This window comes from Salibaculum sp., assembly GCF_035270045.1.
GTDB lineage: Bacteria > Pseudomonadota > Alphaproteobacteria > Rhodobacterales > Rhodobacteraceae > Salibaculum.
In genome coordinates, this window is record NZ_DATFIP010000052.1 from 1 (window position 1) to 21264 (window position 21264).

The window sequence follows — 21264 nt, forward strand, 5'->3', positions numbered from 1 at the left end:
AGGGTGTTGCCCGCGAAGCCCTCGCGCAGCACGTAGGTTTCGGCCTCCTGTCCCGGGGCGACAATATGGGAAAAGCCCAGCGGACGGCTGAGCGAGCTTAACCCCCAGGCCAGTGGACGCAGGGGCGTGGCCATGGATATCCCCCACATCGGCGCGGAAAAAGACGCTGTTTCAACTGGATAGCCTTCCATCACGGAGCGCAGGCCGATGGCCCCGCCCATGGAGTGGGCCAGCAGATGAAAGGGCTCGGGCAGGCCCAGGGCGCGGGCGTGGTCCACCGCGGAGCGGGCATCAATCTGGTAGTCCGCGAATTGCCCCACGTGGCCCACGACCGGGTTGTCTTGCAGCCTGTCGGCCAGCCCCTGGCCACGCCAGTCTATGGCCAGAGACGCATAGCCCCGAGCGGCGAAATCCGCAGCGGCGGGGCCATACTTCTCGACATACTCGGTGCGGCCGGGAAAGATGAGGACGGTGCCGCGGGCCTCGTCCATTGGCCAGTGGCCGATGCGCAGGCGCACCCCGTCCGGGGTTGTCACCCAGTGGGCAACGCCGGCCGGGTTGCGGGCCGTCCGCCCGTTGTAGGGGGCCTGCTCCATGGTGGGGTCAGCCCAGGACGCCGGCCAGTTTCATGGCCATCCCCATGTCGCCATCCACCGACAGCTTGCCGCTCATGAAGGCGGCGGTGGGGTTCTCTTCACCGTCGAGGATCGCCTTGAATGTCTCGGCGTTCGCCGTCAGCGTCACGTCGGCCTCCTCGTCGGCGGCCCGCGCGCCGTCGCCGTCGATAATCACGGCGCCCGCGTCCTCGATCACGAACTTGGCGGTGCCGTCGAAATCGGCACCGTCCATCTTTGCGTTCAGGGCGGTGACGGCCTCGGAGATTACGTCGCTCATGTCTGTCGGTCCTCTTGCTGGAATGTGACCACCCGCCTCTGGCGTCGGGCGTTCGTTGCGTTACATTGTCAGTTATGGGCATCGACCGACACGGCTTCAAACATATCGTTGCGGCATTTGTGCTGTTGCTGGGATTTTCCGCGCCCGGCGCGGCTGAAACCGACCGCCTGGACAGCCTGTTCACCGATCTGAAGACAGCTGATACAGAGCAGACCGCCCGGATCGAGGCGCAGATTCGCGACGCGTGGTCCAGGAGCGGCTCTCCGGCGATGGACCTGCTTCTGCGGCGCGGGAGCGAGGCGCTGGAGGCGGGTGAGGTCAAGGTTGCCGCCGAGCACCTGACCGCCCTGATCGACCATGCGCCGGAGTTCGCCGAAGGTTACCAAGCCCGCGCCACGGCGTATTTCGCGCAGGATCTCTACGGGCCAGCCCTCGACGACCTGCGCCGAGCATTGGTTCTCAATCCACGCCACTTCGGGGCGATGGCCGGGTTTGCCCGCATCCTGCAGGAGCTGGACCGCCCCCTGGAGGCGCTTGAGGTCTACCGAAAAATCGAACAGATAAGCCCCAATTCGCCCGACCTGGCGCAAGCCATCGAACGGCTGGAAGTGCAGCTGGAGGGGTCCACGCTCTGACCCTTCCCTTCAAGGGGGCCACCCATGCCCGAGCCTGCCCGGATCACGGCGGTCCTTGGCCCGACCAACACCGGCAAGACCCATTACGCGATCGAGCGGATGCTGGCCTATCGCACCGGCATCATCGGCCTGCCGCTGCGGCTGCTCGCGCGCGAGGTCTATGACCGTATCGTCGCGGTGCGCGGTCCGTCCGTGGTTGCGCTGGTCACCGGCGAGGAACGTATCGTTCCGGACCGGACCCAGTACTGGGTCTGCACGGTCGAGGCCATGCCCGAGGGGATGGGCTGCGATTTCCTGGCTGTGGACGAGATCCAGCTGGCCGCCGACCCCGAGCGCGGCCACGTCTTCACCGACCGGTTGCTACGGGCGCGCGGGCTGAACGAGACGCTCTTCATGGGGTCCGAAACCATGCGTGGCGTCATTTCCGCCATGGTGCCCGGTGTGCAGTTCATGAAACGCGAGCGATTTTCCGACCTGACCTATTCGGGTTCCAAAAAGATAAGCCGGATGCCGGGCCGCTCGGCGATCGTCGGCTTTTCGGTCGATAATGTCTATGCCATCGCCGAGCTTCTGCGCCGCCAGAAGGGCGGCGCGGCGGTGGTGATGGGCGCGCTCAGTCCGCGCACCCGCAACGCCCAGGTTGCGATGTACCAGAACGGCGACGTCGACTACCTGGTGGCCACGGATGCCATCGGCATGGGGCTCAACCTCGACATCGACCACGTGGCCTTTTCGGCGTTGTCCAAGTTCGACGGGCGGCGGATGCGTCACCTGCAACCCGACGAGCTGGCCCAGATCGCGGGCCGCGCAGGGCGGCACATGAACCACGGCACCTTCGGCGTCACCGGCGAGGCGCCCGGGATCGACGCACCCGTGGTCGAGGCCATCACCAACCACCAGTTCCGCGCTGTCAAGAAACTGCAATGGCGCAATTCCAGGTTGGATTTCGGCACCCCGGAACGGCTGATCCGCGCGCTGGAAATGCGCACCGACGACGACTGGCTGACCCGTGTGCGCGACAGCGACGACCTGTTGGCGCTGAAGACCCTCGCCGAGGATGCCGAGGTCCGCGCCCGGGCCAGCGACGGCAAATCCGTGCGACTGCTCTGGGATGTCTGCCGCATCCCGGATTTCCGCGGCATCTCGCATACCGAACACGCGCAGATGCTGACCCGGATCTTTGGTTTCCTTCACGAAAACGGGCGCGTGCCCGACGACTGGATGGCGCGGCAGGTCAAGCGCATCGACCGGGCCGACGGCGACATAGACACCCTGTCCAGGCGGCTGGCATATATTCGCACCTGGACCTATGTCGCGCAGCGCAAGGGCTGGGTCGCGGACGAATCTCATTGGCGCGGGGTGACTCGCGCGGTAGAAGACCGATTGTCGGACGCGTTGCATGATGCGCTGACCCAACGATTTGTGGACCGGCGGACCAGCGTGCTGCTTCGCCGGCTCAAGCAGAAGGAGGGCCTTGTGGCCGAGGTGAACGATCAGGGCGAAGTGACTGTCGAGGGGCAGTTCGTGGGCAAGTTGGAAGGCTTCCGTTTCAGGCAGGACAAAAGCGCCAGCCCTGACGAGGCCAAGACCCTGCGGCAGGCTTCCCTGCAGGCGCTGCAGCCGCAGTTCAGCCTGCGCGCCGACCGCTTCTACAACGCACCCGATACCGAGCTCGACTTCACCGAGCAGGGCGGGCTGATGTGGGGTGGGCAGGCCGTTGGAAAGCTGGTGGCGGGCGACGAACCGCTCAAGCCGCGCGTCGAGCCCTTCGTCGATGACGAGGCCGGGCCGGAGGTTGCCCAGAAGGTGCAGCGCCGGTTGCAGCACTTCATGGACCGCCGCGTCGCCACGCTGTTCGAGCCGATGCTGGCCATGCAGAAGGACGAAACGCTCCAGGGCCGGGCCAAGGGCTTTGCCTTCCGCATGATCGAGGGGTTCGCCGTGGTTCCGCGTGGCGAGGTCGCCGACGAGGTCAAGGCGCTGGACCAGGAGGCACGCGGCGCCCTGCGCAAGCATGGCGTGCGCTTCGGACAGTTCACCATTTTCATGCCGGTGTTGCTGAAGCCGGCGCCAACCCGTCTGCGGCTGGTGCTCTGGTCGCTGTCCAAGGGGCTGGACACATTCCCCGAGGCGCCGCCGCCCGGGCTGGTCACGGTGCCAACGGTCGAGGGGGCGACGCCGGGCAGCTATGCCATGTCGGGCTACCGCGCCGCCGGTGAGCGGGCGATTCGCATCGACATGCTGGAACGCCTGGCGGACATGCTGCGCGATCAGGACACGCGGGGCGGCTTCGAGGCCACGGCGGACATGCTTTCGATCACGGGCATGACGCTGGAACAGTTCGCGGGGCTGATGGACGGCCTGGGGTATCGTGCCGAGCGCGGCGAGCGCGAGAAGGTCAAGCCGGTGGACGCGGCGCTGGCCGATGTGCCGGAGCCGGAACCCGAGACTGCACCCGGTTCAACGCCCGGGGCTGGAGCCGGCGACCCGCCTGAAACGGCGGAAGACGCGGTCGAGCGCATCCCCGATGCAGGCGTGGCCCCCCTGGCCGAAACCGCCCCCGAGACCCCCGAGGTGGCCCCGGATATTCCCGCGGCCCCGGAAGAAGAGACCCCCCCGGGCGAGACCCCGGCGGCCGAGGCTGCCCCCGCGGAAGTCGAGGTTTTCTACACCTTCACCTGGGGCGGAAACCGGCGCGGGCAGCAGGCCCGCAAGCCGCAGGGCCGCAAGGCTGCGCCCAAGGGCAAGCGCGGCAAGCCCCAGGGCGGTGGCAAGGACGCGGGGACCGGGGCGCAAAAAGGGGCCTCGAAACCCGCGGGCAAGAACAAACCCATCGACCCTGACAACCCCTTCGCCCAAGCGCTGGCAGGGCTCAAGACCAAGTGAGCGCGGCGCCCTCGATCCGGCTCGACAAGTGGCTCTGGCAGGCGCGATTCTTCAAGACGCGCAGCCTGGCGGCCAAGGCTGTGCAGGCGGCCAAGGTCCGTGTCGACGGCACGCCGGTCTCGAAACCGGCCCGGGCGGTCGGCCCCGGCGCGGTGCTTACCTTTCCCCAGGGCGACCGCTTGCGCGTGGTGCGCATCCGCGAGCTGGGCACGCGGCGCGGCCCGGCCCCCGAGGCGCAGGCACTCTACGAGGATATCGGCCCGGCCCCGGTGCCCGCGTCGGATCGCATGTCCGGGGCCGAGCGCCCGCGCGGGACCGGGCGCCCGTCCCGGCGCGACCGCGAGAATCGAGCGGCTTTCCTGCGCGAGATCGGGGCCTCTGCGCTTGCGGATGACCCTTCGGTGGACTAGCTAGGGGCGAAGGAGAATTTTCGGACCGCCATGACCTATATCGTCAACGACAACTGTATCGCCTGCAAGTACACCGACTGCGTCGAGGTTTGCCCCGTGGACTGTTTCTACGAGGGCGAGAACATGCTGGTGATTCACCCTGACGAGTGCATTGACTGCGGCGTCTGCGAACCCGAGTGCCCCGCCGACGCGATCCGTCCCGATACCGAGCCGGAAATGGAGAAGTGGGTGGAATTCAACCGCAAGTATTCCGAGGCGTGGCCGGTCATCATCACCAAGAAGGACCCGCTGCCCACCGCCGAGGACATGGACGGCAAACCCGGCAAGCTCGAGCTTTTCTCGGAAAAGCCGGGCGAGGGCGGCTGACATTCGATTCGCGCCACAGTCCCGGTGCAGGTCATTGATCTGAAAAGCGAAAATGGTATCCGTGTCATGCTGCACCGCGGCACTTCCTCAGGTGCCATTTTTATGCTATATTTCAAATGATGCTGCGAAAGTGTTGACCCGAGATTTGCATGGGAGGCCCGACGGGACCGGTTTGGTCCCGCCGGGTCTTCTGTCGCCGGAATTCTGCCACCCGGGTCGCGGGACCCATGCGGGCGGCGCCTTTGGAAGGAAGTCATGACCAAGAAGTCACAATACAAGCCTAACCAATTCGTGGTTTATCCCTCCCACGGGGTGGGCCAGATCGTCTCGATCGAGAAGCAGGAGGTCGCAGGCTTCGAACTGGAGCTTTTCGTGATCTCTTTCGACAAGGACAAGATGACCCTGCGCGTCCCCACCAACAAGGCCGACGAGGTCGGCATGCGGTCGCTCTCGACGCCCGACGTGGTGGCCGATGCCATGAAAACCCTGCGCGGCAAGGCCAAGGTCAAGAAGGCCATGTGGTCGCGCCGGGCTCAGGAGTATGAACAGAAGATCAACTCCGGCGACCTGATCGCCATTGCCGAGGTCGTTCGCGACCTGCATCGCGCCGACGACCAGCGCGAGCAGAGCTATTCCGAGCGTCAACTTTACGAAGCCGCGCTGGAACGTCTGACCCGCGAAATCGCCGCCGTGAACAACGGTGACGAGACCGATGCCGCCAAGGAAATCGACGAAGTGCTGATCAGCCGCGCCGCCTGACCCGTCGGGCACGGTTCTGGAGTCTCGGGACAGCCGCGTTCGTCAGGACGCGGCTGTCGCCGTTCTGACCGAATGCTTGGTGATCTCGGTCAGTCCAGCGCCCGCCAGCCAATATCGCCGCGGTTGAACCCCTCGGGCCAGTCGATCCGCCCGATCATGGCATAGGCGCGGTCGCGGGCCTCGCCCAGCGTCGCGCCGCGGGCGGTGACGTTCAGCACCCTTCCACCGCTGGCAATGATCCGGCCATCCCGTTCCGTGGTGCCGGCGTGGAAGACCATGCTCATGCTGTCCTCGGGCAAGTTGTCCAGTCCTTTGATGACGCTGCCTTTCTCGTAGGACCCTGGATAGCCCGTCGCGGCCATGACCACGGTCATGGCGTGGTCCTCGGCCCAGTTGACCTGGGTCTCGTGCAGCCGGCCCTCGGCGCAGGCCTGCATCAGGTCCAGCGCCTGCGCGCCCAGCCGCATCATCAGCACCTGGCATTCCGGGTCGCCGAAACGGACATTGTATTCCACCAGGCGCGGCTGGCCATCCTCGATCATCAACCCGACATAGAGCACGCCCTGGTAGGGGGTGCCGCGTCGGGCCATCTCGGCGATGGTGGGCTGAACGATCTCGTCCATGGTCTTCTGCACCAGGGCATCTGTCAGGACCGGCGCCGGCGAATAGGCGCCCATTCCGCCGGTATTGGGGCCCTCGTCGCCGTCGAAGGCGCGCTTGTGGTCCTGCGCGGTGCCCACGGGCAGGGCGGTATTCCCGTCGCAAAGCACGAAGAATGAGGCTTCCTCGCCTGTCATGAACTCCTCGATCACGACCTCGGCCCCGGCGGCGCCGAACTCCCCCAAGAACATGTCGTCGATCGCGGCCAGCGCCGTGTCCTCGTCCATGGCCACGATCACCCCTTTGCCCGCGGCCAGCCCGTCGGCCTTGACCACGATCGGGCAACCCTTGTCGCGAACATGGGCCTTGGCGGCCTCGGCCTCGGTGAAACGGGCATACCCGGCGGTGGGGGCACCACAGGCCGCGCAGATTGCCTTCGTGAAGGATTTGGACGTCTCCAGCCGCGCGGCAGCGCCTGAAGGTCCGAAAACGGAAAGCCCCGCGGCGCGCAACTGGTCTGCCATCCCGGCCGCCAGGGGGGCCTCCGGGCCGATGATCACCAGGTCGACGGCATTCTCCGCGCAGAACCCGGCCACCGCCTCGCCGTCCAGGATGTCCAGCCGGGGGCATTCGGCGATTTGCGCGATGCCCGCATTGCCCGGGGCGACGATGAGCCTGTCGCACTTGGGGTTCTGCATGACGGCCCAGGCGAGGGCATGTTCACGCCCGCCACCACCGAGGATCAGGATGTTCATGGTCGCTTTCCCTTTGACTGCGGGCCTTTTAGGATCGGCGGCAAAGCAGCACAAGGGCGCCGCGCATGGACCTGATCGACGAGCCGGAAAAGGCAGGAAATACGCCGGAATTCACCGTCAGCGAGCTGTCGGGTGCGGTCAAGCGCGCCATCGAGGGCGAGTTCGGCCATGTCCGCGTCAAGGGCGAGGTGGGCCGTGTCGTCCGCGCCCGGTCGGGGCATCTCTATTTCGATCTCAAGGATGACAGGGCGGTGCTGGCCTGTACCACCTGGAAGGGCCAGATTTCCGGCCTGAGTGTCATCCCGGAAGAAGGCATGGAGGTCGTCGCCCATGGTCGCATGACCACCTTCGCCAACCAGTCGAAATACCAGATGAACGCAACCGAGGTGGCCGTGGCCGGGGTCGGCGCGCTCATGGCGATGCTGGAGAAACGGCGCAAGGCGTTGCAGGCCGAGGGTCTTTTCGCCCCTGAACGCAAGCAGACGCTGCCCTTCCTGCCCGAGGTGATCGGGGTCGTGACCTCGGCTCAGGGTGCGGTGATCCGCGACATCCTGCATCGCTTGCGCGACCGTTTCCCGCGCCGGGTGCTGGTCTGGCCGGTTGCGGTTCAGGGCCGCGACTGCGCGCCTCAGGTGGCCCGTGCGATCCGGGGCTTCAATGCGATGACGCCCGGCGGGGCACTGCCACGGCCCGACCTGTTGATCGTGGCCCGTGGTGGCGGGTCGATCGAGGATTTGTGGGGGTTCAACGAAGAGGAGGTCGTCCGCGCCGCCGCCGCCAGTGACATCCCGCTGATTTCGGCGGTAGGCCACGAGACGGACACGACGCTGATCGACCATGCCGCCGACCGGCGCGCGCCCACGCCGTCGGCGGCCGCCGAGATCGCGGTGCCAGTGCGGCTGGAGCTGATCGGGGCCATCGAGCAACTCGACATGCGGTTGAACCGTGCCGAGACCGAAGGTCTGCGCCTGCGCAAGCAGCGGGTGAAGGATCTCGGGCGGCTGTTGCCCCGGCCCGAGACACTGGTCGAGGACGCCCGCCAGCGGTTGGACTACTGGTCGGAAAAGCTGGACCTCGCGCTCAAGGGCCGGGTCAGTGCGGGCGAATTGCGGCTGAGCCGTGCGGCGGGCAGCCTGCGGCCGGGGCTGTTGCAGGGTCGGCTGGACCGTGCGCGCGAGCGGCAGGCCGCAACGGGCGCGCGGTTGGCCCCGGCGTTGGATCGGGCGGCCCGCGATGCCCGGGGACGCTTCATGGTTCAGGCGGGCCGGCTGAGCCCGCTTGCGGTAGAGCGCGCCGTCGCGCGCGGGAGGCAGGACGTTCGGGCCCGGCTTGAGCGGCTTCAAATGGCCGCCCGGACAGCCCAGGATCGCCGCGCGGCGCGGCTGGAGGCGCTTGACAACCTGCGCCGGACGCTCGGATACACCGAGACCCTCAGGCGCGGTTACGCCGTCGTGCGGGGTGATGGCGCGGTCGTGACCACGGCCAAGGCCGCCGGAAAGGCCGCGGCGCTGGAACTGGAGTTCACCGATGGCAAGATTGCGCTCGGTCCGGGGACGCCGAAGCCGCCAAGGGCCTCCAGGTCGAAGCCACCGCCAAAGGACCAGGGCAGCCTGTTCTAGGCGGGTTCGGCTCCTGTTGGCGGGTCCTAGGACCCCATGTTGTCGCAGATCAGCGGCGCACTCTCGTCGACCTCGTAGAGAATGGTGGGCTCGGCGCTGTCGAGAAACTCGGCCCGGATTCCATTGTCCGCCTTGTAGACCTTCCAGCACTTCGGCTCGGGGTCGTCATCGTAGACGAAACAGATCGCACGGTCCTCGGCATACCATTCGCCCTGCATGCAGGCGCCGTCGAGGAATGACCAGATGACCCGCTGCGAAGGGGCGTAGTATTCCACGCCGTAGGGCTGGCCATTGGCCGAAAAGGTCAGGGTCTTGCCGGTCATGTAGGCTTCGAATTCCTCGCCGCTCATCGCGGTTTCGGCCAACGCGGGCAGGGGCACGAGGGCGAGGACGGCGGCAAGCTGTTTCATGGGCGCCAGTCTGGCAGATCGTCAGGCCGCCCGTCCATCCGGTTCTGCCAGGCTGTCGCCAGCGGGTCCATCAGCCGCCGCCAGTGACCTGGCCAGAGCGCGATGCAGGCCATGACCGGCAAGGAATAGGGCAGGTGTGGCATGTCGTCTTCCAGTCGCAGGGCCGGGTAGGGTCGGGCCGGGTGCGCGTGATGGTCGGAATGGCGCGGCGCGTTGAGCATCAGCGCCGCGCTGAACCAGTGCGGGGCGTTCCACGAGTGGCGCGGGCGCACCGGCTCGGGTCGGCCGTCGGGGCCGGTTTCGCGGCGCAGCCCGTAATGCTGCACGTAGTCCGAGGTCATCAGCTGCAGCTGGGCAAAAGCCGCCAGCCCCAGATACCACGCCAGCCCCACCGGTCCCCCCAGCCAGAGCGCCAGCGCCAGGAAGGCCAAACCGCCCAGAAGATACGCCGCGAAAGGATTGTGCCAAGGCGGGCGGCCCGTGGCGCGATCACGCGCGCGTTCGGCGGCGAAGGCATGGCGCAGCTCGCCCGGCCAGGCGCGCAGGAAGAACCGATAAAGCCCCTCGCCCCAGCGCGCCGAATTGGGGTCGGCGCGGGTGCCAACATGAACATGATGCACCAGCAGGTGCCCCGAGACATGCTGGCCGTGCAGCACCGAGACATAGGCGAGCACACCCGCCCGGCGCAGCCTGCGCGTGGATCGGTGGATCAGCTCGTGGGCGTTCGAATTGCCCACCTGGCCCAGGAACAGCCCCGTGCCAAGGGCCAGTGCAAGGGCCTCGATCCCGGCCACCCGGCCCTGCCCCAAGGCCTGGATCACCAGCCCCAACAGCCCGATCTGCGCGACCACCAGGACCAGCGATAGCGCATCTGCACGGGGAAATTCGGCAGCGGGGTCTTCGGACGGCAGGGTCCAGGCCACGGCCTCGTCCAGCACCGCTGTCAGCAGGGTCATCCACAGCAATCCCGCCCAGGCCCAGCCGCCGCCCATCAATGCTCCAAGCGCCAGCAACGCCGGGGCGGTAAGCGTCGCAAGCGCAAAAAGAACAAGCGGGTGGCGCATCTTCGATCCTCAACGAATTTCGCGGCACCAGACTAACCCGCCAAGTCGGCGGGATTAAGGCCAAAGTGGCGAGCGGGACGGATCACGGGCCCCACCTCGGAGCGACCCGTCGTCGTAGAGAATCGCGCCGCGGCCCTTAACCTTTGCCCGGCATATGGTTAGATAAAGTCCAGCACCCACCGGAGCGCGCGCGCATGGCCTTTTTCAGCAAACTCAAGGATCGGTTGTTCAAGTCCTCGTCGAGGATCGAGGAGGGGCTGGACGCCATCGTCGAAGAGGGTGGCGTCGCTGAGGAAGAGCGGGCATCCGCGGTCCGGGAACCGACCCCCGATTCCACCCCGGAACCGGCGGCGCCTGACCCGGACCCTGCGCCCGAGCCGACGCCCGTTCCGCCAACGTCGCCCGATCCCGTGCCCGCCCCGCAGCCCGATCCGGAGCCGACCCCCGAGCCGACACCGGACCCCGATCCGGACCCGGCCCCGCGGCCTGAGCCTGCGCCGCCTGAACGCCCGGTGCGCGCGCCGGAACCCACGGCACCCGAGTCGCCGCAGGAGGTGCCACAAGCGCCCGAACCGGCGCCCGAGCCGACCCCGCAGGAACTGCCTGACAACCCGCCGACCGAAATGCCGCGGCCGATGGATGTGGCGGGCGCGGCGCAAACGGCGGAGGCATCGGCAGGGCCAGGCCTGCTGGGCCGCCTGCTGGGCCGGGGCGACAAGAAGCCGGTGGTCCGGCGCGAGCTGGACGACGCGATGCTCGAACAGCTCGAAGAGCTTCTCATCACCGCCGACATGGGTGTCGATACCGCCCTGCGCGTCACCGCGAACATGGCCGAGGGCCGGGTCGGCAAGAAGCTTTCGACCCTCGAAATCAAGGAATTGCTGGCTGCCGAAGTGGCCCGCGTCATGGAGCCGGTGGCCCGGCCCATGCCGCTCTACCCGTCAAAGCCGCAGGTCGTGCTTGTCGTGGGCGTGAACGGTTCGGGCAAGACGACAACCATCGGCAAGCTGGCCAGTCAGTTCCGTGCAGCCGGCAAATCCGTGGTGATCGCCGCCGGCGACACCTTCCGCGCGGCCGCCGTGGAACAATTGCAGGTCTGGGGCGACCGCGCCGGGGTGCCGGTGCTGACCGCGCCCGAGGGCTCGGACCCGGCCAGCCTGGCCTGGGATGCCATGGAGAAGGCCCAGACCGATGGCGCTGACTTGCTGATGATCGACACCGCGGGCCGCTTGCAGAACCGCGCCGACTTGATGGAGGAACTGGCCAAGATCGTCCGGGTGATCCGCAAGAAGGACCCCGAGGCGCCGCACAACACCCTGCTGGTGCTGGACGCGACCACGGGCCAGAACGCGCTTTCCCAGGTCAAGACCTTCCAGCAGCTCGCAGATGTGTCGGGCCTGGTGATGACCAAGCTCGACGGCACGGCAAAGGGCGGCGTGCTGGTGGCGCTGGCCGACCAGTTCGGCCTGCCGATCCACGCCATTGGCGTGGGCGAGCAGATCGACGACCTGGCACCCTTCGATCCGGAGGACTTTGCCGCTGCGCTGACGGGGTTGGATCGGTGAGGGCGCTGGCCGCTGTCGTGCTGGCCGTCGCCTTGGCCGGCCCTGCCGCCGCCCAGGACCGGATGAGCACCGCGGTCTGCGAGGCCAGCTGGGACATTCTGGCCCGGACCGTCGGCTGGCCGCCAGAGGACACCCGCCACGATCCGCCGCGCGCGACGGACGACGGCTGGTGCGGCATTGCAGACCTGCGCTGGACCGGAGGCGTCTCGCACGAGGTTGAATTGACCGACCTGCGTTGGCGGCTGGGTGATCCCGTCCGGTTGATCGAGGATGGACTGCCGCCGCGGTCGGTCGAGGTGGAGGTGGGGCGCATAGCCACGTGGCCCGAGATCGGCAACCCGGTGCGCAACTACGCCTATCGCCTGCAAGGTCCGCAATTCGAGGGATCGGGGGCGCTGCGGCTGCAATGGGACGGGGTCGCCAAGGCGCTGACGCTCAATGAATTCGTGATGGATTTCGGTGGACTCGGCGGTTTCGGCGTCACAGCGCGCGCCAGTGGCGTCGACCTGGCCGACCGCGCGGCCATGAGGCGCAGCCTTGGCACGGTGACGCTGGAGACGCTTACCCTGGAGGTGACCGCGACCGGTTTTCTCGAACGCTACCTGGCCGTGCCCTTGGCCGAGGCGCTGCTCGATCCCGACGGCCCCGTGCCCGAGGCGCAGGTGGCCCGGTTGATCGCGCGGGCCAAGGCGGCGCTGGCCGAAGTGGACGATGACCTCTTGCCGCCGCGGTCGCGCACCGCGCTTGCGGCGGCGCTGGACAGCCTGCCGCGCCCGCGCGGCACGCTGCGCGTTCAGCTGCAGACAGACGCGCCGCTGCCCGTCGGTGAGATTCTGACCGACGCGCTGGCCTTGACCCCGCTGCGTGCGCGCCTGGACTTGCTGCGCCCTTACTTGCCGCAGATGCGTCTGGCTGCGACCTGGACCGCCACGCGGGGTGGGCAATGAGGTATGTGTCCTTCCTGATGGCGTTGCTGCTGGCGACGCCGGCCCTGGCTTATGCGCCGATGCAGCGCGATCAGTGCCGGGCGGGGCTGGCCGCCGGGGCAGCTGCCCTCGGGCTCGACCAGGCAGACATCTATGCCGCCGATCGCGCGCGCCATGCGGTGACGCCGGACGGATGGTGCCGCCTGTTCGGAGATGATCCACGGCTGGGCGCCCCGCCCTTTGCCACGCTGGACTGGCGTGCCGAGGGGGTTGATCGCCTGATCGAAGAAAAACGCCCGCCAGAGGCGCTGGAACTGCGTATCACCGACTGGCGCGCGGAGCCGGGCGATGCCTTCATGCGCGGCGCCGCCCGGCGCGCCCTGCCGGTGGACGTCGCCCTGGCCCTGCGCCACGTTTCCGATACGCGTCAACTGATCGTGGAGCGCCTGCGGATCAGCTCGGGTGCGGGTGACGAACTGTTCCTGACCGCTGTGCTGGAGCGGGTGGATTTCTCGTCGCGGGCCATGACGCAGGTCAGCATGGGCAGCGTTGCCCTGGGCCGCCTGAACACGAGGGCAAGGTTGAACGGCTGGGTCGAGAACCGCGTCCTGCCGCAGTTCGACATCACGGGCGACCCGCGCGAGATCCGCCGGATGGTCCGCGAGGGGCTCGCCCGCCTGCCGGGCAACCTGTTCGATGAAACGGCACGCGCGAACCTCGATGCCTTCGTCGCGGCGCTGCCCGCGCCGCGCGGCACGCTGGAATTGGGGCTGCGCTCGGACAATCGGGTGATGTTCTCGGGGCTGGCCGGGCTGTTGCTCTACGGCAAGGCCATGAGCGGCGACGACCCTGTGGCGGCGCTCTTCGACGGGGTTCGGGCCGACGTGATCTGGTCGCCGGATCCTAACCAGGCGGAGTGAGCGACTGGATCCTCTCCATCGCCGGAACGCCTCAGGGGGCGCTCTGGGCGTCGCTGCTGGCTTTGATGTCGGCATTGGCGCACGCCGGGTTCGGCGCCCTGCAGAAGGGCCGTCATGATCCCTGGTTGATGCGCGGGGCCATCGACGGCTGGCTGGTTGTGATCTCCGCCCCGGTGGCGCTGTTCCTGGTGCCCTGGCCCACGCCGCGGACCTTCGCCATCCTGGCGGGCGCGCTTTGCGTCCATTTCCTCTACAAGTTCGCCGTGGCGCTGGCCTATGACCGGGCGGCCTACACGGTGGTCTACCCGGTGATCCGCGGCACCGGGCCGTTGGTGACGGTCTTCGCGGCCAGCCTGCTGTTCGGGGAACTGTTCACGCCGTTGCAATGGGCGGGCGTGGCGTGCCTGTCGGGGGGCATGGCGCTTCTGGCGCTGCGCAACATGGCCGCCGACGCGGTTGACCCGGCAGGGGCGCGGCGGGGCCTTGTCTGGGCGTTGATCGGCGGGCTGCTGGTGGCCTTCTATACCGTCTACGACGCCTGGGGCATCCGGCAATCGGCGGACCCCTTCACCTTCCTTGCCTGGTTCTTCTTCATCACCGCGCTGGATTTCCCGATTCTGGCATGGGTGCGGTATCGCCGCCTTGGTGCGCCGGGCGGGATCGGCTCCTTGATGCGGCGGGGCTTCTTCGGGGCCATCATCGCCTGGGTCAGCTTCGGCGGGGTCATGCTGGCCACGCGACTCGACAAGGTGGGCGAGGCGGCGGTCCTGCGCGAGACCTCGACGGTCTGGGCGGCGCTGATCGGCTGGTTCATCCTGGGTGAGACCGTGGGGCCGCGCCGCCTGTTCCTGATGGGATTGATCGCTTTGGGGGCTGTCATCGTGGAATTCGGAGGGTAAGAGGGAGCCATGTCAGAGAAACAGATAAAACCCTGGGTGAAACAGCTTCTGGAACTGGGACCGACCCTGGCCTTTTTCCTGCTGTATCTGCGGATCAAGGATGACAGCTTTACCTATGGCGAGACCGAGTATTCCGGTTTCATCGTCGCCACCGTGGCCTTCGTGCCGATCCTGCTGGTCGCCATGGCGGTGCTGTGGCACCTGACCGGCAAGCTCAGCCGGATGCAGATATTCACGGCCTTCATGGTGATTTTCTTCGGGGCGCTGACGGCCTGGTTCAACGACGAGCGCTTCTTCAAGATGAAGACATCGATTGTCTACGGCACCTTCTCGGGACTGCTGGGGATCGGGTTGTTGCGAGGACGCAGCTACCTGGAGTTCGTGATGGGGGAATTCCTGCCCATGGAACACGCGGGCTGGATGATCCTGACACGGCGGTTGTTCGCGCTCTTCATCGGTCTGGCTGTCGCCAACGAGATCGTCTGGCGCACCATGTCCGACACCACCTGGGTGACGATCGAGACTTTCGGCTTTCCCGTCGTTTTGTTCGTGTTCCTGTGGATGCAGATCGTCGGCCTGCAACGCTACCTGATCGAGGAAAAGGAAGAGGACTGACCTGCCCGCGACACCCGTCATGGCTGATCTGACGGGGCTGTTTGCCGGGGGCGTGCAAGTGGCCGTCTGTCTTGACCCGAAGGCAGGCTTGGCCTATGCGGGACGCCAGTGGCGATTTGTTACCGGATTGCGGGCCACTCTAAAGATGCCGCTAAAAGGGTCGATGGGATGCTTGCCCCGATGCCTTTGTCCGGTATCGGGGTTTTTTCATGCCTGAAGGAGGGCACAATGGACAAGTGGACGCGGCGCACTCGGGCGGTTCATGCCGGCACGCGGCGCAGCCAGTACGGCGAAGTGAGCGAGGCGCTCTTTCTGACCCAGGGGTTCGTCTACGACAGCGCCGAGGCCGCCGAGGCCCGGTTCAAGTCGGCCGGCGCGGACGAATTCATCTACGGCCGCTACGGCAACCCCACCATGCGCATGTTCGAGGACCGCATGGCCGACATGCTGGGATACGAGGATGCCTTTGCCTGCACCAGCGGCATGGCGGCCGTTTCCGGCGCTCTGACAGCGCTGCTGAAGGCGGGTGACCACGTGGTGTCATCCCGGGCGCTGTTCGGGTCGTGCCTCTACGTGCTCGAAGACATCCTGGCCCGCTTCGGGGTCGAGGTGACACTGGTCGACGGCACGGACAATGCCGCCTGGGCCGCCGCGATCCGCCCCGACACGCGGCTGGTCTTCTTCGAGAGCATCTCGAACCCCACGCTCGAGGTTGTGGACATGCCCAAGGTCGTGCGCCTGGCCCATGCGCAGGGCGCCCTTGCCGTGGCCGACGATGCCATGGCCACGCCGATCTATTCCTACGCGCGGGACTGCGGCGCCGATATCGCCATCGTGTCCACGACCAAGCACGTGGACGGGCAGGGGCGGATGCTGGGCGGCGTGATCTGCGGCTCGCGAGAGCTGATCCGCGGACCCGTCGAGACCTACATGAAGCACACCGGCGGGGCGATGAACCCATTCACCGCGTGGACGCATCTCAAGGCACTGGAAACGCTTGACCTGCGCGTGCGCGCCCAGGCCGAAACCGCGGCACGGGTGGCCGAGGCGCTGGCGCAGCATCCGGCCGTCGCGCGGTTGCGCTACCCGACCCACGCGGCTCATCCGCAGCAGGCCCTCGCGCGGTCTCTGACGGCGGCGGGCGGCACCGTGCTGGCCTTCGAGGTCCGGGGCGGCAAGGCGGCTGCCTTCCGGGTGCTCAACGCGCTGCGGCTCGTGACGATCTCGAACAATTTCGCGGATGCCAAGTCCATCGCCACCCATCCCGCGACCACGACCCACCAGCGTCTGCCGCAGGACCAGAAGGACGCGCTGGGCATCAGTGACGGTCTGGTGCGGCTGTCCATCGGGCTGGAAGAGCCTGCCGACCTGATCGCCGACCTGACGGCGGCACTGGGGGCGGCCTGATGTGGATCCGCGACTCACGCCCCGAGGAAGCGGGCGCGCTGGCCGGGGTGTTCTGGCGCGCCGTGCGCGAGGGCCCCAGCCCCTATGCCGAAGCCGCCCGCGCCGCCTGGGCGCCCCATCGCCCCTCGGCCGGGGACTTTGCCCGCCGGCTAGACGGGCTGGAAACCGTCGTGGCCGAGGTGGAGGAGATCATCGGGTTCATGGCGATGGACGCGGCAGGGAATCTGGACCTGGCCTTCGTGTTGCCCACGCATCGCGGGCAGGGGGTGGCAGATCGTCTGTATGCGGTGCTGGAAAGCCGTGCGCGGGCGCGGCAGCTGCCGGTCCTGACCACGCGTGCCAGCCTGATGGCCCGTCCCTTTTTCGCCAATCGGGGGTGGCGGGTGGTCGCCCCCGACCCGCTGATCCGTGGCGGCATCGTGCTGGACCGGGTGGCGATGGAAAAGCGGCTGGTGGCAAGAACCTTGGCTTTTTCGGGCGCAAACGGCAGGATAGCGTGATCCGTCGATGTCGCAAAGTCGTATAGGGAAGGCATTATCTGGACAAGCGTGCGGCAACGCCCCATGTCATGGGAGGCACACACGCCGATCAAAGAGGCCGACATGAACCTGCATTCCAAGGACCTTACCCGTGAGCTGACCCGCGAGGATGCTGCCGATGCGCTGGCGCTGCTGCGCCGCTGGGCAGAGGGGGTCAGCGACGCCGAAGCGGCCGATCTTGACCCGCTGGTGTCGCGTCTGATTCCCGGCGGCGAGGTGTCGAACTATCCGGCACTGGCCCGCGCCTATCCCGAGGATTTCCGGGTTGACGAGGCCTACAAGGCCACCATGCCCGATCTTCAGAACGGCCCGGCCAGCATGATCCGCGGCGCCCGCCGGGCAATCCAGCACGTCGGCATATCGAACTTCCGCCTGCCGATCCGCTTTCACACCCGTGACAACGGCGACCTGACGCTCGAGGCCAGCGTCACCGGCACCGTCAGCCTGGAGGCCGAGAAAAAAGGCATCAACATGTCCCGCATCATGCGGACATTCTACAAGCACGCCGAAGAGACCTTTTCCTTCGAGGTGATCGAGCGCGCGCTGGATGCCTACAAGACAGACCTGGAGAGTTTCGACGCGCGAATCGAGATGCGCTTTTCCTTTCCGGTGAAGGTCGACTCCCTGCGGTCGGGCCTGTCCGGTTTCCAGTATTACGATATCGCGCTGGAAGTGGTTGAAACCGATGGCCAGCGCCGCCGGATGATCCACCTCGACTATGTCTATTCCTCGACCTGCCCCTGTTCGCTGGAACTGTCCGAACACGCCCGGCAGTATCGTGGGCAATTGGCCACCCCCCATTCCCAGCGGTCTGTCGCGCGCGTCTCCGTCGAGGTGGATGCCGGCGCGCCCTGCCTGTGGTTCGAGGACCTGATCGACCTGTGCCGCGCCGCGGTGCCCACGGAAACCCAGGTCATGGTCAAGCGCGAGGACGAACAGGCCTTTGCCGAACTCAACGCCGCCAATCCCGTCTTCGTCGAGGATGCCGCGCGGCTCTTTGCCGAAACGCTGCAGGGTGACGCGCGCATCGGTGATTTCCGGGTGATCGCCAGCCACCAGGAAAGCCTGCATTCCCACGATGCCGTCAGCGTTCTGACCGAGGGGCCGACCTTCGAGTCGGAAAGCCTCGATCCCAAGCTGTTTTCCACGCTGATCCACGCGCGCTGAGCGGGCCGCCGCGGCGCACGCGCTTGACTATCCCGGCGGGGCGGGCCAACGCTTTTGACCATGTTGGACCTGCGCCCCGTGGGATATGTCATCGGCCTGCTTGTGGCGGCGCTGGGTGTGACGATGGCCGCGCCGTTTCTGGCCGACCTCGTGGCCGGAAACGGCTATTGGCCGGTCTTCCTGGAAAGCGGTGTGATCACGATCATGATCGGCGGGCTGGTCTCGTTGTCCTGCTCCAGCGGAATTTCCACCGGGCTGACGATCCGGCAGACTTTCCTTCTGACCACGCTCGTCTGGCTCACGTTGCCGCTTTTCGGGGCAATTCCCTTTCTTCTGGCCATTGACGGGCTGTCCTTCACGGATGCCTTCTTCGAGGCCATGTCGGGGCTGACCACCACCGGGTCCACCGTGCTGAGCGGCATAGACACCCTGCCCGAGGGCATCAAGCTCTGGCGCGGCATCCTGCAGTGGCTGGGCGGCATCGGGATCATCGTCGTGGCCATGGTGTTCCTGCCCGAACTCAAGGTCGGGGGCATGCAGATCTTCCGCTCGGAGGGGTTCGACACAATGGGCAAGATCCTGCCCCGCGCGACCGAGATCGCCAGTTCGATCTCCGTGATCTACGTCGGCCTGACGCTGGGGTGCGCGCTGCTTTACGGGGTTGCGGGGATGTCCACCTTCGATGCCATCATCCATGCCATGACCACCATCGCCACCGGAGGTTTTTCAAATTACGACAGTTCCTTCGGGGTCTTCGGGCCGGGGGTGGAATACACGGCCGCGGTCTTCATGCTCCTGGCGGCGCTGCCCTTCGTGCGTTACGTGCAGTTGATCTCGGGCAGCGGCGCCCGGCCGCTGTTCCGCGACCGACAGATCCGCGCCTTCTTTGTCATCGCCGCGGTGCTTGTGCTGGTGCTGGCGACCTGGAACTGGGCGCTTGGTGACGCGCTGACCGAGACAGGGTTTCGCAAGTCTCTGTTCAATGTGGTCTCCATCCTGACGGGGACCGGTTATGCCAGCGCCGACTACATGCAATGGGGGCCCTTCGCGGTCACGGTGATCTTTTTCACCGGGCTGATCGGCGGTTGCGCCGGCTCCACCGCCTGTTCGGTCAAGGTCTTCCGTTACCAGTTGTTGTTCTCGGCGGTGAAGGCGCAGATCCGCCGCATCCACAGCCCGCATGGCGTTTTCAACGTGCGATACCAGGGCCGCCCGGTCAGCGAAGAGGCGCTGAGTTCGGTCATGGCCTTCTTCGTCGCCTTCATGGTGGCCATCGGGGTGACAGGCGTCTTGCTGGGCATGACGGGGCTGGACTTCATCACCAGCATCAGCGGTGCAGCCACGGCCATTGCCAACGTCGGGCCGGGACTGGGCAACGAGATCGGTCCGGCGGGCAACTTCGGCGGGCTGAACGACGCCGCCAAGTGGATCCTCTCGATCGCCATGTTGGTGGGGCGGCTTGAAATCATGGCCGTTTTCACCATCCTGACATGGCATTTCTGGAGGGGCTGATGCGGGGCATGGCGTCTGATGGCCGGACACCTGCGGGGTGGCGGGACATCCTCAAGGACATATCGGTGGCCGAGGCCCGGCTGGAACCGGCGCGCAAGCCCCTGACCCTGGGGCGATGATGGGCCGGGTGCGCGACCAGTACGAGGCCTATCCCTATCCCGACCGCGACCCTGCGGACGAGGGCAAACGGCTGATCGCCGGGTCGCCGTCCGAGCCGCGCGAGATCGACCATTTCATATTTGCCGGACATCGAGACTGGTCCACCCCGCTGCGCGTGCTGGTGGCCGGCGGCGGCACGGGTGACGGGCTGATCCAGCTGGCGCAGATGATGGCCTGGGCGGGCAAGCCCAGCGAGATTACCTATCTCGACCTGTCGACTGCATCGCGAAACGTGGCCGAGGCCCGCGCCCGCGCGCGCGGTCTGACCGGCATCCGGTTCGAGACCGGATCGCTTCTGGAGGCGGGCGACTACGGCGCATTCGACTACATCGACTGTTGCGGCGTGCTGCACCACCTGCCGGACCCGGTGGCGGGCTTTGCCGCCCTGCGCGCCGCGCTTGCCCCGGGGGGCGGACTTGGCTTCATGGTCTATGCGCCCCACGGGCGCAGCGGTGTCTACCCTTTGCAAGCCGCTTTCGGCGCGTTGCTGTCGGGGTTGCCCCCGCAAGACAGGCTGGCCCGCGCGAAAGAGATCTTCGCGCGTCTGCCCGAGGATCATCCCTTCAAGCGCAACCGCCTCGTGGGCGACCATGAACAATCCGACGCGGGCTTCTATGACCTGCTGCTGCATTCGCGGGACCGGGCCTTTGCCGTGGCCGAGCTGCTGGCGGTGATGGAACGCACCGGCTGGCAATTGTCGGGCTTCGTGCAGCCGGCGCTCTATGATCCGTCCCGTCTGGCACACATCCCGGCCGACATGGACCAGGCGACCCGCATGGCCGTCGCCGAGCAATTGCGCGGAACCTTCAAGGTCCATGTGGGTTACGCGGTCGAGGCCGGTCGCGCAAACGCCCGCGCGCGGCCCTCGGACCTGTCGCTGGTCCCCCACCTGAAGGGCGGGGCGCCCGCCAAGCTGGCCCGCGAGATCGCAGCGGGCAAGGCGCTGCCGCTGCGTTTCGGCATGGTGAGAGAAACCCTGCGCTTGCCGAAACGGGCCGCCCCGCTCGTCGCGGGTATCGACGGCCGGCGGACCCTGGCGCAAATCGCCGGGGCAGCGCGGCTTGATCCGCTGGCCTTCGGCACGCTCTGGGCGCAGGTGGACCGGGAACTGGGCGGTTTCGGCCTGCTGCTCTATTCCGGACTCGGGAGATAGGCGC

At 67.0% G+C, this 21264-nt stretch carries 22 protein-coding genes and 1 riboswitch; of the genes, 17 read left to right on the top strand and 5 right to left on the bottom strand.

All coding sequences use genetic code 11. From position 1 onward, the window contains the following. Positions 1–596, bottom strand: a 596-nt coding sequence (locus tag VJ897_RS08350; protein ID WP_324055021.1) for an alpha/beta hydrolase, incomplete at its 3' end; no start/stop codon positions are given. Positions 597–603: 7 nt separating this feature from the next. Then, positions 604–894 (bottom strand): SCP2 sterol-binding domain-containing protein, encoded by a 291-nt coding sequence (locus tag VJ897_RS08355; protein WP_324055022.1) that lies wholly within the window; start codon positions 892–894, stop codon positions 604–606. Positions 895–968: 74 nt separating this feature from the next. Between VJ897_RS08355 and VJ897_RS08360 the strand changes: the two genes are divergently transcribed. The 5 genes from VJ897_RS08360 (at position 969) to VJ897_RS08380 (ending at position 5950) form a co-directional block, all read left to right on the top strand. Then, complete coding sequence (locus tag VJ897_RS08360) at positions 969–1529, top strand: tetratricopeptide repeat protein (RefSeq protein WP_324055024.1); 561 nt, start codon at positions 969–971, stop codon at positions 1527–1529. A gap of 24 nt (positions 1530–1553) precedes the next feature. Further along, on the top strand, positions 1554–4415 hold the full coding sequence (locus tag VJ897_RS08365; protein WP_324055026.1) for a helicase-related protein: 2862 nt from the start codon (positions 1554–1556) through the stop codon (positions 4413–4415). Then, the gene (gene hslR, locus VJ897_RS08370) at positions 4412–4825 is read left to right on the top strand and encodes an Hsp15 family ribosome-associated heat shock protein (protein ID WP_324055028.1); all 414 of its coding nucleotides are present in this window, start codon (positions 4412–4414) and stop codon (positions 4823–4825) included. The genes VJ897_RS08365 and hslR overlap by 4 nt, the downstream gene beginning before the upstream one ends. Positions 4826–4855: 30 nt before the next feature. Further along, positions 4856–5191: a ferredoxin FdxA gene (gene fdxA / locus VJ897_RS08375; RefSeq protein WP_324055030.1), complete on the top strand. Its 336-nt coding sequence runs from the start codon at positions 4856–4858 to the stop codon at positions 5189–5191. Positions 5192–5446: 255 nt separating this feature from the next. Then, complete coding sequence (locus VJ897_RS08380) at positions 5447–5950, top strand: CarD family transcriptional regulator (protein ID WP_324055032.1); 504 nt, start codon at positions 5447–5449, stop codon at positions 5948–5950. Positions 5951–6039: 89 nt separating this feature from the next. Here VJ897_RS08380 and purD read toward each other — a convergent pair whose 3' ends face one another. Next, positions 6040–7305: a phosphoribosylamine--glycine ligase gene (gene purD, locus VJ897_RS08385; protein WP_324055034.1), complete on the bottom strand. Its 1266-nt coding sequence runs from the start codon at positions 7303–7305 to the stop codon at positions 6040–6042. Positions 7306–7370: 65 nt separating this feature from the next. Between purD and xseA the strand changes: the two genes are divergently transcribed. After that, positions 7371–8924, top strand: coding sequence for an exodeoxyribonuclease VII large subunit (xseA, locus tag VJ897_RS08390; protein ID WP_324055036.1), 1554 nt, complete (start codon positions 7371–7373; stop codon positions 8922–8924). A 26-nt stretch (positions 8925–8950) separates the two neighbouring features. Here xseA and VJ897_RS08395 read toward each other — a convergent pair whose 3' ends face one another. Both VJ897_RS08395 and VJ897_RS08400 read right to left on the bottom strand, forming a co-directional pair. Continuing rightward, complete coding sequence (locus VJ897_RS08395) at positions 8951–9334, bottom strand: hypothetical protein (RefSeq protein ID WP_324055038.1); 384 nt, start codon at positions 9332–9334, stop codon at positions 8951–8953. Continuing rightward, positions 9331–10398, bottom strand: coding sequence for an alkane 1-monooxygenase (locus tag VJ897_RS08400; RefSeq protein ID WP_324055040.1), 1068 nt, complete (start codon positions 10396–10398; stop codon positions 9331–9333). The genes VJ897_RS08395 and VJ897_RS08400 overlap by 4 nt, the downstream gene beginning before the upstream one ends. Before the next feature lie 194 nt (positions 10399–10592). Here VJ897_RS08400 and ftsY point away from each other — a divergent pair, with 194 nt between their 5' ends. The 11 genes from ftsY (at position 10593) to VJ897_RS08455 (ending at position 21260) form a co-directional block, all read left to right on the top strand. After that, entirely contained in the window at positions 10593–11963 is a 1371-nt protein-coding gene (gene ftsY / locus VJ897_RS08405; protein ID WP_324055042.1) for a signal recognition particle-docking protein FtsY, read from the top strand. Further along, on the top strand, positions 11960–12910 hold the full coding sequence (locus VJ897_RS08410; protein WP_324055044.1) for a hypothetical protein: 951 nt from the start codon (positions 11960–11962) through the stop codon (positions 12908–12910). The genes ftsY and VJ897_RS08410 overlap by 4 nt, the downstream gene beginning before the upstream one ends. Next, entirely contained in the window at positions 12907–13809 is a 903-nt protein-coding gene (locus tag VJ897_RS08415) for a hypothetical protein (protein ID WP_324055046.1), read from the top strand. The genes VJ897_RS08410 and VJ897_RS08415 overlap by 4 nt, the downstream gene beginning before the upstream one ends. Continuing rightward, positions 13806–14708, top strand: a complete 903-nt coding sequence (locus VJ897_RS08420) for an EamA family transporter (protein ID WP_324055048.1) — start codon at positions 13806–13808, stop codon at positions 14706–14708. Before VJ897_RS08415 ends, VJ897_RS08420 begins: the two co-directional genes overlap by 4 nt. Positions 14709–14717: 9 nt before the next feature. After that, entirely contained in the window at positions 14718–15323 is a 606-nt protein-coding gene (locus VJ897_RS08425; protein WP_324055050.1) for an inner membrane-spanning protein YciB, read from the top strand. A gap of 98 nt (positions 15324–15421) precedes the next feature. Further along, positions 15422–15499: riboswitch (SAM riboswitch) on the top strand. A 52-nt stretch (positions 15500–15551) separates the two neighbouring features. Continuing rightward, positions 15552–16730 (top strand): aminotransferase class V-fold PLP-dependent enzyme, encoded by a 1179-nt coding sequence (locus VJ897_RS08430; protein ID WP_324055052.1) that lies wholly within the window; start codon positions 15552–15554, stop codon positions 16728–16730. After that, positions 16730–17230, top strand: coding sequence for a GNAT family N-acetyltransferase (locus VJ897_RS08435; RefSeq protein WP_324055053.1), 501 nt, complete (start codon positions 16730–16732; stop codon positions 17228–17230). The genes VJ897_RS08430 and VJ897_RS08435 overlap by 1 nt, the downstream gene beginning before the upstream one ends. 102 nt (positions 17231–17332) lie before the next feature. Beyond that, positions 17333–18436 (top strand): GTP cyclohydrolase FolE2, encoded by a 1104-nt coding sequence (gene folE2, locus VJ897_RS08440; RefSeq protein ID WP_324055079.1) that lies wholly within the window; start codon positions 17333–17335, stop codon positions 18434–18436. Positions 18437–18496: 60 nt separating this feature from the next. Beyond that, on the top strand, positions 18497–19948 hold the full coding sequence (locus VJ897_RS08445) for a TrkH family potassium uptake protein (RefSeq protein WP_324055054.1): 1452 nt from the start codon (positions 18497–18499) through the stop codon (positions 19946–19948). Continuing rightward, the gene (locus VJ897_RS08450) at positions 19927–20067 is read left to right on the top strand and encodes a hypothetical protein (protein ID WP_324055055.1); all 141 of its coding nucleotides are present in this window, start codon (positions 19927–19929) and stop codon (positions 20065–20067) included. Before VJ897_RS08445 ends, VJ897_RS08450 begins: the two co-directional genes overlap by 22 nt. Then, positions 20067–21260 carry a class I SAM-dependent methyltransferase gene (locus VJ897_RS08455; RefSeq protein WP_324055081.1) on the top strand — a complete coding sequence of 398 codons (1194 nt, stop codon included), beginning with the start codon at positions 20067–20069 and terminating at the stop codon, positions 21258–21260. Before VJ897_RS08450 ends, VJ897_RS08455 begins: the two co-directional genes overlap by 1 nt. Positions 21261–21264: the final 4 nt, after the last annotated feature.

Excerpts from the sequence above, each read along its gene's own strand:
- xseA (WP_324055036.1), top strand. The coding sequence starts at position 7,371 with ATGGACCTGATCGACGAGCCGGAAAAGGCAGGAAATACGCCGGAATTC.
- VJ897_RS08430 (WP_324055052.1), top strand. The coding sequence starts at position 15,552 with ATGGACAAGTGGACGCGGCGCACTCGGGCGGTTCATGCCGGCACGCGG.
- VJ897_RS08425 (WP_324055050.1), top strand. The coding sequence starts at position 14,718 with ATGTCAGAGAAACAGATAAAACCCTGGGTGAAACAGCTTCTGGAACTG.
- VJ897_RS08380 (WP_324055032.1), top strand. The coding sequence starts at position 5,447 with ATGACCAAGAAGTCACAATACAAGCCTAACCAATTCGTGGTTTATCCC.
- ftsY (WP_324055042.1), top strand. The coding sequence starts at position 10,593 with ATGGCCTTTTTCAGCAAACTCAAGGATCGGTTGTTCAAGTCCTCGTCG.
- VJ897_RS08445 (WP_324055054.1), top strand. The coding sequence starts at position 18,497 with ATGTTGGACCTGCGCCCCGTGGGATATGTCATCGGCCTGCTTGTGGCG.
- VJ897_RS08360 (WP_324055024.1), top strand. The coding sequence starts at position 969 with ATGGGCATCGACCGACACGGCTTCAAACATATCGTTGCGGCATTTGTG.
- VJ897_RS08450 (WP_324055055.1), top strand. The coding sequence starts at position 19,927 with ATGGCATTTCTGGAGGGGCTGATGCGGGGCATGGCGTCTGATGGCCGG.
- VJ897_RS08415 (WP_324055046.1), top strand. The coding sequence starts at position 12,907 with ATGAGGTATGTGTCCTTCCTGATGGCGTTGCTGCTGGCGACGCCGGCC.
- VJ897_RS08400 (WP_324055040.1), bottom strand. The coding sequence starts at position 10,398 with ATGCGCCACCCGCTTGTTCTTTTTGCGCTTGCGACGCTTACCGCCCCG.
- VJ897_RS08435 (WP_324055053.1), top strand. The coding sequence starts at position 16,730 with ATGTGGATCCGCGACTCACGCCCCGAGGAAGCGGGCGCGCTGGCCGGG.
- VJ897_RS08355 (WP_324055022.1), bottom strand. The coding sequence starts at position 894 with ATGAGCGACGTAATCTCCGAGGCCGTCACCGCCCTGAACGCAAAGATG.
- VJ897_RS08395 (WP_324055038.1), bottom strand. The coding sequence starts at position 9,334 with ATGAAACAGCTTGCCGCCGTCCTCGCCCTCGTGCCCCTGCCCGCGTTG.
- purD (WP_324055034.1), bottom strand. The coding sequence starts at position 7,305 with ATGAACATCCTGATCCTCGGTGGTGGCGGGCGTGAACATGCCCTCGCC.
- fdxA (WP_324055030.1), top strand. The coding sequence starts at position 4,856 with ATGACCTATATCGTCAACGACAACTGTATCGCCTGCAAGTACACCGAC.
- VJ897_RS08365 (WP_324055026.1), top strand. The coding sequence starts at position 1,554 with ATGCCCGAGCCTGCCCGGATCACGGCGGTCCTTGGCCCGACCAACACC.
- folE2 (WP_324055079.1), top strand. The coding sequence starts at position 17,333 with ATGAACCTGCATTCCAAGGACCTTACCCGTGAGCTGACCCGCGAGGAT.
- VJ897_RS08455 (WP_324055081.1), top strand. The coding sequence starts at position 20,067 with ATGGGCCGGGTGCGCGACCAGTACGAGGCCTATCCCTATCCCGACCGC.